The organism is Shewanella sp. HL-SH2, from assembly GCF_051164935.1.
Lineage (GTDB): Bacteria > Pseudomonadota > Gammaproteobacteria > Enterobacterales > Shewanellaceae > Shewanella > Shewanella glacialimarina.
In genome coordinates this window covers 2,777,957-2,792,786 of sequence record NZ_CP195035.1, presented here as the reverse complement: position 1 = coordinate 2,792,786, position 14,830 = coordinate 2,777,957, and the positions used below count along the sequence as shown (strand labels likewise).

Below are 14,830 nucleotides of genomic sequence, written 5' to 3'. Positions count from 1 at the left end.
TTTAGCCAAACGACACCCTTTAATCTGATTAATTAGTAGAGAAAAACGCGTAAGAGTTTACTCTGTTAGCTTGTGGTTTACTATGCAACTAAGGATAATAGCTTTAGTTTATTTAACGTAAATTCCCTATGAAACTGATAGATTTAACCGCTTATCGATGCCCATATCCATTAGTGCAGATAAAACTGTTATTGAAGCAATTACCGCAAGGTGAAACGTTAAAGGTTTTACTGTCTGACCCCGGTTCCTGCAAAGATGTTCCCACATGGGCTAAAAAAAGTGGATATCAGGTCAGTCTATTGCAACAAGATAAAAGCATTATGGCAATTAATATCACTAAATAGCGCGGTATTAGGTTAATTTTCTTTCATTTATACAAGGTTTTGCAATGTTATCGTTTTTAAAAGATTGGTACCAAACTCGTTTTAGTGACCCACAAGCAATAACATTAGTGTTTATTTTGATGGGTATTGCGCTGACAATATATTTTGGCGCGGAACTATTGGCGCCTTTACTTGTTGCATTGGTATTAGCATTTTTACTAGAGTGGCCTGTGGCTCAAATGTCAAAGCTGGGCATTAATCGTACCGCTGGGGCTTCAATTGTGTTGGTGGCGTTTTTAGGGCTAATGATGCTGACATTGTTAGTACTGATGCCGAGTATTTGGCGCCAAGGGGTCAGTTTAGTCACAGATTTACCCAGCATGCTGGACAAGGGCATGATTGTCGTAAAAGATTTAAGCGATAAGTATCCGCAGTTTATTAGTGCTGAACAAATAGATGCTTCACTTAACGAATTCAAAAAACTGCTCGATACTGAACACTTATTGGATTTTGCTAAACAAATACTGGGTATTTCAGCATCTGTACTAGTATTAATGGTTTACGTTATCTTAGTCCCTTTGCTTGTGTTTTTCTTTTTAAAGGATAAAGAGGAACTGATTGCCAGTAGTAAACGATTTTTCCCTGCTAATCGTGGTTTAGCAAGTAAAGTATGGTACGAAATGGATCAGCAGATATTTAATTATATCCGTGGCAAAGTGATTGAAATTATCATCGTTGGTGTAGCCAGCTATGTGTTTTTTGCGCTAATGGGACTGAGATATTCTGCTTTGTTAGGTGTGTTAACGGGCTTGTCTGTGTTGATCCCTTATGTTGGCGCAACATTGGTGACATTACCCATAGCACTTGTGGCCTTTGTGCAATGGGGTATAGGTCCTGAGTTTGGATATTTAATGTTGGGTTACGGTATCATCCAGGCGCTAGATGGCAATGTATTGGTCCCAATTTTGTTCAGTGATGCGGTAGATTTACATCCTGTGATGATTATTGCCGCGGTTTTGGTCTTTGGTGGCTTATGGGGCGTGTGGGGTGTTTTCTTTGCTATTCCTTTAGCATCCTTGGTGAAGGCAGTGATTAATGCCTGGCCAAATAATGATAATAAGTCAGTATTCGATCCCGAATAATCTTCGACATACTTTATTAACTCTTTAAAAATGCACAATAGTAAATTGTGCATTTTTAGTTAATACTGTCACTGTTTTAATGTCAGTTAACACTAAGGTTAAATCAACACCATTATCATCCTTACCACGAATGACCTCTTGCTTAGCGGTCGATTGACCAATAAAGCCGGTTGAGTCAAATTTCCCCGTAATGAGTTTACCGTTGTTGAGCGTAATCTGCACTTCATACTGATATAGGCACATTACCTCAATATAATCATGCAGATTGCAAGCAAGTATTTTAGTCATATCGTTCAGTTTCCATTGTTAAGATAAATTAATAACTGAAACGATACATTGAATTTAACCGTCTTCCATTAACGATGTTCACTTCAATCAAATATAAACGGTCAAAGTCTTCAGTATGTTCTGTATGGCTATCTTCTGAGGTTTGATTTAATTTGTCAGCCAAAAGCGCGGTAGTATTACTGTGGCCTACTATCAAATAATTGCCTGGATGCATCAGTAATTGTTCACTGAAAGCATCAAGATTACTGGGATCATATGATATCACCGAAAGATTATGATTATTCGCTGTAGGCTTTGCGGTAAGTTGAGTGCGTTGGTAATCGGTTGAGTATACTTTATCTAATGGAATATGTTGTAGCATGTGAGCAAGCCGTTCAGCACGTTGATCTCCCTGTTCAGTTAATTGAGGATCATCACCTAGTTGCTTTTCACCATGGCGAACTAATATAAAAGTCCATTTTTGAGTCGTCTGTAATGGAGCATTTCCATTGATGGCAGTTTCCCTCTGGTCTATTACCTGCTGAGTAAACCCAAGTGAACAGAAAAGCGTTAAACACAATAGAGTAATGCAAATTGTTGTTTGGTATAAAGCACTAGATGCTGCTCGCATTGGGGAGTTCCGCAGATATTAAATAGCGTTAATACTAACATTAGTTGCTAAAGCTGGCGAAAATAAAACCAGATATAGTAAGCGTTTATTTTGAATAGCATTTGCAGTTATACTGCTCCGAGGCAGTAAATTTGATAAACCTCTTATAGAATTTTTTATGATCTATTTTGGGGGGAGTTAAAAAATTACATTGAAAAAAGCCCTGAGTAAACAGGGCTTTGAATTAGGGATTTACGCCCTGATTAATTATTCGCATCATGTAGTAGATCAGTTCTGTAAATCAATGCTGTAAACAGCAAAACCAAACTCATCTACTACATTATTGAGTTTGATCATCTTACGTTGTTGGTACTTAGAAACAAAAGCATCAGCCAAGGCACTATCTTGAGTTTCAAAGCGGACATCAAGAGCAACAGTTGTGCTAATCGTAGCAAAGTCCCAGTTGTTGTCGGCAGATGGATTCACTTCGCCGTAGGTTTCAGTTTCAGCAGTAATATACTGTGCTAGTGCTTCACGGTTTGAATCTGGCAATTCCATTACAACGTAATCAGAACCCGTACCAGCGAATTTACCACCAAAAGCACGATAGTTATTTGATGCAATAATGAACTCTTTTTCAGCAAATTCAGCACCAATAAACACAGTACCTTCTTTGTCTGTATAGGATAAACCGACAATTCGATGTGCATTTGCATCGACTAATTTACAGTCGCCATCAAAGCGGGTTGGCTGAGTCACATCGATTTGATAGTTAACACCATCAATAACATCATAATTGTAAGTTCGATGTGTACTCCAATTAATCAAGTATTGCGGCGTTGTTGCTGTAGGATTAATTTGATTAAATTGATTTGCACTGCATTCCAACCAATCTTGTACTTGGGCTCCGGTGACTTTTACTGCAACCATGGTGTTAGGGTAAAGGTATAAATCGGCCGCATTTTTGTAAGTTAACTCACCAGCGGCAACTTGGACATAGCTCTCTGTATCTGCAGTAGTGCTGTGACGACCACCTGCTTTGAAAGGCGCTGATGCAGAAAGTACGGGGATGTCTTTTAACGCTGGAGGTAAATTTTGTTGCACTTTTGCTATCTGAGCATCTGAAACAATTTGAACGGTAGGATCATCTTGCAATAAACTGAGAAAGCTATACATATCTGATGATGCTTTACCAATTGGCTGGTCAACGTAAGTTTTAGTATCGTCATGCTCTTTAGCAACAGCATCTCGAATACCAAAATCTGGCTGGACTAACTCCGGGGTGTTAGCGTTTTTATCATAAATGGGCATCGATTTAGCCGTTCTATCGACAATCAACCATTTACCATCTTTCATTGCAAGTTTGAAATCGACTATGCCTAAGTTGTCACCCCAACGGCCAGGCATAACGGCAGCGACACCGTTAATAGTGCCTTTTTCAAGATCCGCATTTTCTAACCCTGCAAAAGTACTTGATGGAAATACAGAATGACTATGGCCAAAGGTAATAGCGTCAATACCAGCAACTTTTGATAATGCCCAAGTGGCATTCTCGTCATCAATATCGACAGGATTAGTCGAAGATCCAACACCAGAATGCGGAATCGCAATAATAATGTCAGCACCTTCTGCTTTCATCATTGGAACAAATTTTTCAGCAGACTCCACAATCCCCATAACAGTCACTTTGCCTGTTAAATTTTGTTTGTCCCATAATAGAATTTGTGGCGGTACAAATCCGATATAGCCAATTTTAATGACTTGCTGATCGCCATTACTATCTAGCACTGTTTTTTCTTCAATGAGGTAAGGTTTAAATAAATTATCGCCTTTTTGTTTATCTTCCCAACAATCGGCTTCACATAATACATTGGCGTTGATATACGGAAAGTTCGCTCCAGAAATAGACTCATAAAGAAAATCTAAACCATAATTGAATTCATGATTACCTATATTGCCGACAGAATAACCGAGCGTATTCATAGCTTTATAAGCTGGGTGGGTACCACCAATAGTGCTATCTTGCTTGAAGTTGTTGGCGATATAGTCACCCATAGGGCTACCTTGTAATAAATCACCATTATCTACTAAGACAAAGTTATCAGCGTCTGCACCATGACGTTTAATTAAACTTGCGGTGCGGGCTAGGCCGATAGTGGCATCGTACTTAGATTTATAGTAATCGTAATCCATAATATTGGCATGAAGGTCTGATGTTTCCAGAACGCGAAGATTAACTTCAATTGGTTTAACCTCAGGTTGTTTATCATCATCTGAGCTACCACATGCGGACAAGCCTAATGAACTCGCGATCAATACCGCAAGTAACTTTTTATTGTACATATTCATATTTCCTTTATGACCCCGGAGCGAACTTGCCCCTGTTTAAAACAACAAACCTATGATTAGTATTTGGTTTTTTATGTTGAAAACGTTTGGATTATAATGAAAACCAATGAAGGTATTGTGACTTCTGCTGGATTTTGCTGTATCAATTTGTGGCATTAAGATAGTTTGCCGATTAATTGATCAAAACTTATGATTTTGCGGTTTTGGATATATCAATTATGTTGTGGCGTTATGAATGGCTATTGATCTAATAGTCTTGTTGAGTTTTTGAATCTTATTTATAACAAAAGGAGATGTGACACATATGTGCTACATCTCCTTTTTAAAGCTTATACTTAGAAGATTTGCTTAACCTTTTAAGTTAGGAACTATGGTTTTAAGATAACTTTAACTGTGCCATCAACATCAGCTTCATCAATGTACCCAATTGCACTTGGATTTGATGCTACAGCTGCTTTCATAGCCGTTGCTGAAGATACTGTGGCAGGTGGATTACCTTTTCCAGTAAACACTTGTTTAGACCAAAATGCCTTTAACTGTGCATCTGATTTACCCGTAACAGTACTGTGAAATTCAGAGCGAGTGCTATTACCTTCATCTAATTCATAAACAACCAGTGAGCTATCACCCTTGCCTAAAAATGCTTTTTTAGCATCGGCAGCTGACATATCACCAGCTGCATTATTACCAATAACAACAACACCAGCAGAAGCGGTAAATGCAACACCCAAACTGAGCGTTAATACGCATAGTAACTTTTTCATATCATCGCTCCTTTAAAATACTGCATCGAATTTAACGGTGTAGACTAATGTGTCATCAAATAAGAATTGCTTAGTCAATGGGTTAACAACCGCATTACCACCTAAACCACCAGAAGTATCACCAAAGTCTGTTGCATAGGTTAAGTCAAATTTGATCGCTACGTTATCAATGGCATCCCAGCGAACACCTGCGCTATAAGCAGTTCGTTCTTCGTTCAATCCTAACCCTAATGGTATTGCTAATTGAGGCGGTAAAGCTGATCTCACATCATCGTCAGTCGTTTTAGCATATGCCATGGTTACATAAGGCGTAAATGCCTTAATTCTATAGCCTAAAGTGACATACGCTGATTCATGATCTGCAAGTAATCCTTCAATCTCAACTGTGGTCCATTCTGTGATAGCAATGAATGAGCCATTGTCGTAACTACCACCTAAGCCTGTAAACTGTGCTTGCTCACCGTCGATAACCAATGCGCCACCAGAAGCTGAACCGTCAAGGTCTGTTTGACCATATACAGCACGCAATGTCCAAGTTAGATCAGTCCAAGAAGCGTTAACCCCCATGATGTTTGATAAATCTAGGCTTGTTGCTTCACCACTTACATCAGATTCACCGCCAAAACCTTGCAAGGTTAAGGTTGAGTCTTCAAATTCAAAATCATAAGCAATGTCGCCACCGGTATATGATGAGAAGGGCACTTGGTCATAAACTTCGCCAGGTGGGCGAGCAAATGGCTGTGCATAACCCACATCTAAATAGTCAGAATACATAAATAAGGGCACGCGTAACTTACCACCACGCACTTTTACGCCATTATCAAAACGGTGAGATAAATAAGCCCATTCAGCCTCAACATCCCAATCATTTTCACCTTTCATCATGAGCTGAAGAACTGCCTGAGTTTGGTTACTGATGTTAAACGTTGCTTGTAGCCCCATTTTACTGTCTTGCGTAAAATCTGCGCTGCTAGTAGCATTGTTATAGCCCGCATCGTTATCCGAACTGATATATGCACCGCTAATAAATCCGTTAAAATTGAATTTATCAGTCAGATTTTTGGTTTGTTGAGCTTGTAGCGCCTGAACTTGTTGTTCTAGCTGAGCTACTTTTGCATCGGTTGCTTCGTCAGCAAAAGCTGCGGCAGGAACTAATGCTACAGAAATCGCTAACGGAAGCGCTTTCAAGTAAAATTTCATAGTGTTACTCCTTTCTCATCACTCATCGTACCCATCGGGTTTATTTTTATATTGCTCTATTTATATAGCTAACATTCACGTAACTAACCAATTTTTAAGCGAATTATTTACACTTTAAATTGGTTAGTTATGATTTGGAGCTGTTTACTGACATTTTGGATATCAAAACTGATCCCGCCCATGTCTTCGGTAGTGGTTTTGACTTTCTGAGCGTTTTGCTGAATATCAGCAACATATTGCTGGATCAACACTGAGGTATTGTGTTGCTCCTCTGTTGCGGCGGCAATCTGTTCATTTACAACACTAATTGCACTGACTTTTTCAGTAATACTTGTCAAGGTTTTGCCGGCAAGCATAGTTGACTCAACTCCTTCGTCGGCTGTTTCAACACCATGCTGCATAGCCTGAACCGCTTTTTTAGAAGAGGTTCTTAATTCTTGCAGTACTTGTTGAATTTCTTGCGTTGACGCCTGTGTTCTAGAAGCAAGGGTTCTTACTTCATCTGCCACAACGGCAAAGCCCCGTCCTTGTTCTCCTGCTCTAGCCGCCTCAATAGCAGCGTTTAGCGCAAGAAGATTTGTTTGATCAGCAATACCCCTGATCGTATCTAAAATAGAATTAACATTATTGGTGAAAGCATCTAATTGGTTGACTAAAGTGGCTGTGGTTCTAACTTCTTCCGCTAGCCTTTTAATGGTAGAGACGGCTGTATTAACCACTTGAGTACCTTTAGTGGCTTCTTTATTTGCGTTGTCTGCCTCGCTAGCAGCGTTTGCAGCATATTCAGCAATATGAGTCACACTGATAAACATCTCACCCATTGCTTGGGAAATTAGTTCAATAGCAGCGGTTTGTTCTTTGACTGTAAGCTCACTGACTTTACTGCCGTTTAATAATGTTTTTGATACAGCACTTAAGCTTTCTGTTGTTTGTTTAGTGTCTGCTATTGAAGATTGAAGTTTAGAGACGAATTGATTAAACCAATAGACTAAATCGGCTATTTCATCTTTGCCATCATATTGAATACGCGAGCGTAAATCACCTTCACCTTCAGAAATATTACGTAATGAATTAGTGACATTAGAAAGGGTAGTAATAATTGAACTATTAACTAATAAGCCAAGAATCACCATTAATATGGTAGCGACAATACCTATCATTAAGACTGAGGTTTGTGCACTGTTCGCATCTGTGATGGTAGACTCGATACTGTTGGTAAATTGCGATTCAAAATCGCCTTGATTAGTTTTGAAATTCTTAACTAGATTTTGGTATCTTGCAGCATTGTCAGCCGCTTGAGTTTTTATTGCGTTAAAATCGATATCGTCGGCTAAAAAAGCCATCACCAGTGTTTTAGCATTTTGATGATAAGTAGTGATATCACTTTTTAATCGCTGCATATCATTTGATTCACTTGGTAATAATTGACCAATTTCATCTAAGTTTCTTATGATGGTTTTCACCATGGTGTCAACCGTTTGTAGGTTTTCTTCTTCGCCAGTCGTCACCGCAGATTGGATAATTTGTTCCAATTGGATCAACAGTCCGTCATTGACCGTCGCTAAGCTTAGCACTGGGTAGAGCCTGTTCTGTAAATTACTTAAACGATCAGTGTTGCTTGTGGTTGTGACACTGTTGATAGCGATTGAAATAATAAATGAAGCTAAAGCAACAAAAGTGAGTATTGCTATACGGTGTTTAATTTTCAGGCTAGATAGCTTCATGGCAACCCTTTTGTAGTAATTGTTTCAATTCAGTTACTTATTTTAACACATGCCATACGTAAAGGCATATATTGATTATATAGATCTGTCTATCGGCAGTAAAATTGATAAGCTTTAGTTATTGTTTCATTAAAGTTTTGTTAGAAAGTGTGTGAGATAATCTTTGAGAGATAAGTAAAAGTAACATTAGTAGGTTAACTATAGTGTATAAAAAATAATAAGCCCAAGCTATGGCGTTACGTTTTATGTTAAGTGTATTAAAAACATTCAGAAGATGTAAGTTTGAGCATCTTCTGAATGGCGAGTATTGATTTTTAGTAGCCTACGGCAGCAGAACCTGCTCTGCGGGGATCTGACGCTCCATATTTACCTTGTTCCGTGACCATTATTGACTGGGTACTACCAATAGATTGTTGAATTTTTACCTGATGACCTTTTGCTTCTAACAATGAAATTGTGTCTTGATTCAAGCTTCGTTCCACCCATAAAAAGTCAGGTAACCATTGATGATGCACTCGTGCAGCTGCGCTGGCTTCAGCAATGTTTAATTGATGATCAATCACATTCATGATGATCTGCAGGGTGATATTTATAATTCTAGAACCACCTGGGCTACCGGTAACAATAAAAGGTTTACCGTCTTTCATTACAATTGTTGGACTCATTGAGCTCAGTGGACGCTTATTACCTTTTACAGAATTTGCTTCACCTCCTATCAGTCCGTAACCGTTTGGCACGCCAGCTTTGACGGAGAAATCATCCATTTCATTATTGAGTAATATTCCAGTTCCTGATGCCACCAGCCCAGATCCATAACTAAAATTCAAAGTATAGGTATTAGATACAGCATTACCCCATTTATCGACTACAGAATAATGTGTCGTTTGCGGGCTTTCATATCCACCAACTTTCCCGGGCAGAATTTCACTGCTAGGGGTCGTTTTGTTTAGGGCTATTTTACTGGCAATCGTATGAGCATAATCTTTACTGATTAAATGACTTGTCGGTACTTTAACGAAATCAGGATCGCCTAAAAACTCACTGCGATCGGCATAGGCATATTTCATTGTTTCAGTCATAACATGGATTGTTTGTGCGGTGTTGTGACCAAATTTGTCTATGGGGAATTGCTCTAATACGTTGAGTATTTCAATAATATGAATTCCGCCAGAAGAGGGTGCTGGCATTGAAATTACTTCATAACCTCGATATGTACCTCGAACTGGTTCACGTTCGACTGCTTTATAATGGGCTAAGTCGGCTAATGTCATTACACCACCAGCTTGCTGAACAGCGTTGACTATTTTTTCTGCAGTTTCACCTTGATAAAAACCTTTACTACCCAATTTAGACACTAAGTTGAGTGAATGGGCTAACTCTGGTTGATATAATATATGACCGACATCAAAATTACTGCCATCAGCTCGATAAAAGATAGCTTTTGAGCTTGGCCATTGGCTAATACGGCTGCGTGTTCCTGCCAAAGAATTAGCTAAATCCGATGTGATAATAATGCCATCTTTTGCCAGTTTAATTGCTGGTTTTAACACCTGTTCAAGTGACATTGTCCCGTATTGCTTTAAAGCTAACTCCATTCCCATAACGGTACCAGGCACTCCGACAGCTAAACCGTGTTCACGACTTAATTTATCAACCGCGTTACCTTTTTCATCTAGAAAGATATCTTTGTGGGCTTTACTGGGTGCCGTTTCACGGTAATCAATCGCAATGGATTTATTATCTTCGGCAAGATGAACTAGCATAAAGCCTCCACCACCAATATTTCCTGCTCGAGGTAGTGTTACTGCTAATGCAAAGCCAACGGCAACAGCGGCATCTACTGCATTACCGCCTTGTTTGAGAATTTCTACACCAATTTGACTTGCTATGGCTTCCTGGCTAGCAACCATACCGTGTTTAGCAAAAATAGGTTGTGCGGTAGCCATTTCACTGAATATTGCGTCATCATTCGCCCATGTATAGGTTGAATGCAACGCAGCTGATGACATGCTAATACCAATCAAAGTAGATAATAACAGTGGAGTGAATTTTATTGTTAGGGACACGAATAATCCTTAGATAATTACCAGAATGATTTGACTGTGCCATAGCTGTCATTAAATTGGTATGCTATATAAGTAAATTGATTAAATAATAAGGGCTACACATTGCCATCTGCGTATGCATTTTCACATGTTTCGAGTATTGAAGAGATTGGTCAAGATAGATGGACCCAATGTTTTGGTGAGTCTAACCCCTTTATACGGTATGCATTTTTACAACAGCTAGAAGGTTCGGCTTGTATTGGGGATGGAACAGGCTGGCAAACTAATCACCTTGTTATTTCTGACAAGTTAACCGCAGAAATAGCTGCAATCGTGCCTTTGTATCTGAAAACACATTCATGGGGAGAGTATGTTTTTGATTGGGCCTGGGCTGAGGCTTATGGGCGTAATCAATTAGAATATTATCCTAAGCTAGTGACCAGTGTGCCTTTTATTCCAGCTTCTGGACAAAGAATAGGGTTTAACTTAGCTATAACCGAAGAAGTTAAACAAAGCCTGTTACTGAGTTTGTGTGAGTATTTGCGCGATATAATGGCTCAACAAGACTACTCATCATGGCACGGTTTGTTTATTAGCGAACAAGAACAAGCCCTATGGCCTAAAAACGCGGCCATAACACGGGTAGGGACTCAATTTCATTGGCGTAATAAAAATTACACTGATTTTAATGATTTTTTAGCGTCTATGACATCAAGAAAACGTAAAAATATCAGCAAAGAAAGACAGTTAGTTGCCAATTATCAATTAAGTTTTCGCTTTGTTGTTGGTGCTGAAGCATCGCTTGAACAGTGGCAGCATTTTATTAAATGTTATCAAATGACCTATCAAAAGCGTTCAGGTCATCAAGGATATTTAACATCAGCTTTCTTTCTAGGGCTGCAACAAACTATGGGGGAGGTGATTCGATTATTGATTGTCACTGATGTGAATGGCAAAATGATCGCATCTGCGTTATTTTTTGTATCTGATACGCATTTATATGGCCGATACTGGGGCACATTAACTGAACTTGATGGTTTACATTTTGAAAGCTGCTATTACCAAGGGATTGACTATGCAATAGCTAATAATCTCTCAATATTTGATGCTGGAGCCCAAGGTGAGCATAAAGTATCGAGAGGGTTTGAGCCTAGATTAACGTATTCAAAACACATTATTATTCACCCAGCATTTAATGATGCTATTAGTCATTATTGCCAGCAAGAACTTGAACAAATGAATTTATACATGGTACAAGTTGCACAACAATTACCGTTTAAAAACTAATACAATTATCCTAAAGCCAACCAGATACCTACAAGTATCATTAAACTGCCGGCGATACGATTCATCCAACGAATGTTATCACCGCGGGATAAAAATAATCGTAAACTTTTACCACCACTGGCATAAGCCAACATAGATGCAGATTCTGTTACCATTATGATACCCAATAAGACAACTAATTGAGTTGCCACTGGCTTATCTACATTAATAAATGGCGGTAACAGCGAAATCATAAATGCCCAACCTTTTGGATTTGCAATGGCGGTAATAAAGCCCTGACTGATCAAACTTAACCGACGAGTGTTCGTTGGTTGGCCATCAATAACAGCCATTTTCCCTTTCGAGCGCCACATATTGACACCGATGTAGACAAGATAAGCCCCACCCAGCCATTTTAATATTTCAAATATCTGTGGATAGTTCAGCATGATACTGGCGACACCTAGCACAGCGGCTATGGCTACAATCGCTACACCAACGAGTTCACCTATCATCATCCACAAGGTACGCCTTACGCCGATGCTCATACCTAGGGTCATTGCCAAGGTCATGCACATGCCTGGAGTGATAGATACAAAGAAGAATGTCGGGATAAAAACCGCAAGTACTGCGTAATCAGGCATATAAAATATTCTTAGTGATAAAATTAATTCGATTATAATGCTTAGATAAACAAAAACCAGCACTAGGCTGGTTTTGTTTAGTTTGAATCAGCTAATTAAACGTTACAGTACGCCACGTTTAATTTGGTCACGCTCTATAGATTCAAATAATGCTTTGAAATTACCTTCACCAAAACCTAAGTTATTTTTACGTTGAATGATTTCGATAAAAATAGGACCGAATAAATTCTTAGTGAAAATTTGTAATAAATAACCGTCTTCATCACCGTCGATCAAGATCTGATGATGCTTGATTTTTTCTCTGTCTTCAGTAACCTGTGGCAATTTATCAAAAATGGTTTCATAGTACTCAGGAATGATATCTAAGGTTTTGATTGCAGTTCCTTCCATTGCATCTAATGAGGCCACAATATCACGGCTTCTAAAGGCTAAATGCTGTACGCCCGGACCATTGTATTCACCTAAATATTCATCAATTTGGTTTTTATCGTTGCCTTTCCCTTCATTGATTGGAATACAGAAGCTACCATCGGGTGAGCGTAATGCATAGGATACTAACGCGGTTTGTGACCCTTTAATGTCAAAGTAGCGCACTTCGGTAAAACCAAAAATGTCTTTGTAAAAGTTTGCCCACTTCTCCATAGTGCCTTTGTAGACATTATTAGTTAAATGGTCAACCTCCATAAAGCCTTTTTCAGGTGTATTGATTGGCTCATCTAAATCAACGAAATCAGTCGCATAAATATTATTATCAGCGCCGAAGGTATCGATAAAATAAATTAAGCTGTCACCAATACCGTAAATAGCTGGATATGGCATATCTTTTTCAGCTTCTGCCGCAGCTTTTGCGCCACGTTCTACCGCAAGTTTGAACGCTAATTCTGCATCCTCAACACGCCAACCCATTGAACAAATTGCCGGTCCGTGTGATTTAGCAAACTCTGCTGAGAATCCTGCACGGCTTTTATTTAATAAAAAATTAATATCATTTTGCTTGTAGTAGGTAATGTCATGATTTTTTGCCTTTTTCAGCATAGAAAAACCAAAATCAATAAATACTTGATGCATAAACTCAGTGTCTGGGCTGGCAAATTCAGTAAATTCTATGCCTAAAAGTCCCAGTGGATTTTGTTCGCTTGCCATGTTGTTATTCCTCGTTATATTCAACTCAGCATCACGTTAAAAGTGATGCAGTTAGAAGGTATTTTCTATCGACTTATGGTTTAGTCTTCTAACCAAGAGCGGTTGTAGTCTTCACTCATGCAATTTTTTACATGTGAAGTAAGATTCAGTGGGGCGAAAGTATCTACCATCACCGCATATTCATAGGTTTCTTTTTTACCAATTGACGCTTCTGTTCGTCCTGGTTGTGGCCCGTGTGGCACACCTTTTTGATGTAAGGTCATGTAACCCGCTTCAATACCGGTGCGGCTCATAAAATCACCGTCGACGTAATATAAAACTTCATCGCTATCAATGTTGTTATGGTAATAAGGTGCAGGGATTGACTTAGGATGGAAATCATATGGGCGCGGCACAAAGTTACATACGACAAAATTGTTCGCAGTAAACACTAAATGGTCAGATGGAGGTAAATGAATTTTACCTACCTTAGGTGCATATTCAGCAATATTGAACGCCCAAGGGTAAACACAGCCATCCCAGCCGACTAAATCAAATGGATGCCATTCGAGTGTCATTTGTTGATACTTGTCACCAAATTTACATATTAATTGAAATTCACCTTTTTCAACGATCGCATCTGCAAGTTCTGGTGTACGTAAGTCCCGCTCACAATAGGGAGCAGACTCTAATAATTGGCCGTACTCATTGCGAAAATGTTTAGGTACTTCAACCATTGAAAACGATTCAATGACAAACAAACGAACATTGCTGTAATCATTAAAAGTTAATTGATAAGTGGTGCCGCGGGGGATAACCAGGTAATCCCACTTTTTAACGTCAATAACACCATATTCACTTAACAGCTGTCCTTCACCTTCATGAACAAACACAATTTCATCCGCATAAGCATTACGATAGAACTCGATTGTGCTCTGGGTTACCTTAGCGGTATAAAGGGCAACATCGCTGTTATAGAAAATTTTATTGCGGCTGCTGAAAAAATTACCGTCACAATCTGCTTTTCGTGAGTCAAGTTTGTAGTTTTGAATTAATGAGTCTTGCCATTCTTGGCCATGTTCTACGGCATATGGCACCACATTAATCGCCTTAGTCGGCATATTATGATGGTATTTATTAGAATAAATATTTGAAAAACCATGGGTTGAAAAAAGCTCTTCACGGTAAAGTTCGCCATTTTCTTTTTCAAATGCGATATGACGCTTTGTGGGGATTTCACCTTGTTTTACATAAAATGGCATATCAGCTTCCTTAACCGGGTATTTACAGCACTTAGTTTGTTCATCTAGCTCATTTTATCAATGAGTAGTTTGACCTGTGCCGCATAGATAGATTCAATTTAGTTGCTTAGAT

At 38.9% G+C, this 14,830-nt stretch carries 13 protein-coding genes; 3 read left to right on the top strand and 10 right to left on the bottom strand.

All coding sequences use genetic code 11. The annotated features are described in order from the left end of the window. Positions 1–128 precede the first annotated feature (128 nt). On the top strand, positions 129–344 hold the full coding sequence (locus ACRWP9_RS12140; protein ID WP_226415655.1) for a sulfurtransferase TusA family protein: 216 nt from the start codon (positions 129–131) through the stop codon (positions 342–344). Between the two features lie 44 nt (positions 345–388). Further along, entirely contained in the window at positions 389–1,465 is a 1,077-nt protein-coding gene (locus tag ACRWP9_RS12135) for an AI-2E family transporter (protein WP_226415656.1), read from the top strand. A 24-nt stretch (positions 1,466–1,489) separates the two neighbouring features. Here the strand turns inward: ACRWP9_RS12135 and ACRWP9_RS12130 are convergent, their stop codons facing one another. The 7 genes from ACRWP9_RS12130 to ggt form a co-directional block, all read right to left on the bottom strand. Next, positions 1,490–1,753 carry a Rho-binding antiterminator gene (locus ACRWP9_RS12130; protein WP_434926216.1) on the bottom strand — a complete coding sequence of 88 codons (264 nt, stop codon included), beginning with the start codon at positions 1,751–1,753 and terminating at the stop codon, positions 1,490–1,492. 28 nt (positions 1,754–1,781) lie between these two features. Further along, positions 1,782–2,363, bottom strand: a complete 582-nt coding sequence (locus ACRWP9_RS12125) for a histidine phosphatase family protein (RefSeq protein ID WP_434926215.1) — start codon at positions 2,361–2,363, stop codon at positions 1,782–1,784. Positions 2,364–2,630: 267 nt separating this feature from the next. Continuing rightward, positions 2,631–4,685: a bifunctional 2',3'-cyclic-nucleotide 2'-phosphodiesterase/3'-nucleotidase gene (locus ACRWP9_RS12120; protein ID WP_434926214.1), complete on the bottom strand. Its 2,055-nt coding sequence runs from the start codon at positions 4,683–4,685 to the stop codon at positions 2,631–2,633. A gap of 374 nt (positions 4,686–5,059) precedes the next feature. Beyond that, the gene (locus tag ACRWP9_RS12115; protein WP_434926213.1) at positions 5,060–5,455 is read right to left on the bottom strand and encodes a phosphate ABC transporter substrate-binding protein; all 396 of its coding nucleotides are present in this window, start codon (positions 5,453–5,455) and stop codon (positions 5,060–5,062) included. Positions 5,456–5,467: 12 nt separating this feature from the next. Continuing rightward, a complete protein-coding gene (locus ACRWP9_RS12110) occupies positions 5,468–6,655 on the bottom strand; it encodes a hypothetical protein (protein ID WP_434926212.1) in 1,188 nt (395 codons plus the stop codon). 107 nt (positions 6,656–6,762) lie between these two features. After that, positions 6,763–8,379, bottom strand: coding sequence for a methyl-accepting chemotaxis protein (locus ACRWP9_RS12105; RefSeq protein WP_434926211.1), 1,617 nt, complete (start codon positions 8,377–8,379; stop codon positions 6,763–6,765). A gap of 314 nt (positions 8,380–8,693) precedes the next feature. Continuing rightward, a complete protein-coding gene (ggt, locus tag ACRWP9_RS12100) occupies positions 8,694–10,388 on the bottom strand; it encodes a gamma-glutamyltransferase (protein ID WP_434929050.1) in 1,695 nt (564 codons plus the stop codon). Positions 10,389–10,547: 159 nt separating this feature from the next. Between ggt and ACRWP9_RS12095 the strand changes: the two genes are divergently transcribed. Further along, positions 10,548–11,711 (top strand): GNAT family N-acetyltransferase, encoded by a 1,164-nt coding sequence (locus ACRWP9_RS12095; RefSeq protein WP_434926210.1) that lies wholly within the window; start codon positions 10,548–10,550, stop codon positions 11,709–11,711. A gap of 5 nt (positions 11,712–11,716) precedes the next feature. On the opposite strand, the gene ACRWP9_RS12090 is transcribed toward ACRWP9_RS12095, so the two are convergent. From ACRWP9_RS12090 to ACRWP9_RS12080, 3 genes are all read right to left on the bottom strand, one after another. Further along, positions 11,717–12,334, bottom strand: a complete 618-nt coding sequence (locus ACRWP9_RS12090) for a LysE family translocator (RefSeq protein WP_434926209.1) — start codon at positions 12,332–12,334, stop codon at positions 11,717–11,719. Between the two features lie 102 nt (positions 12,335–12,436). Next, positions 12,437–13,477: a 4-hydroxyphenylpyruvate dioxygenase gene (hppD, locus tag ACRWP9_RS12085; protein WP_226415668.1), complete on the bottom strand. Its 1,041-nt coding sequence runs from the start codon at positions 13,475–13,477 to the stop codon at positions 12,437–12,439. Positions 13,478–13,557: 80 nt separating this feature from the next. Continuing rightward, positions 13,558–14,718, bottom strand: a complete 1,161-nt coding sequence (locus ACRWP9_RS12080; RefSeq protein ID WP_434926208.1) for a homogentisate 1,2-dioxygenase — start codon at positions 14,716–14,718, stop codon at positions 13,558–13,560. Positions 14,719–14,830: the final 112 nt, after the last annotated feature.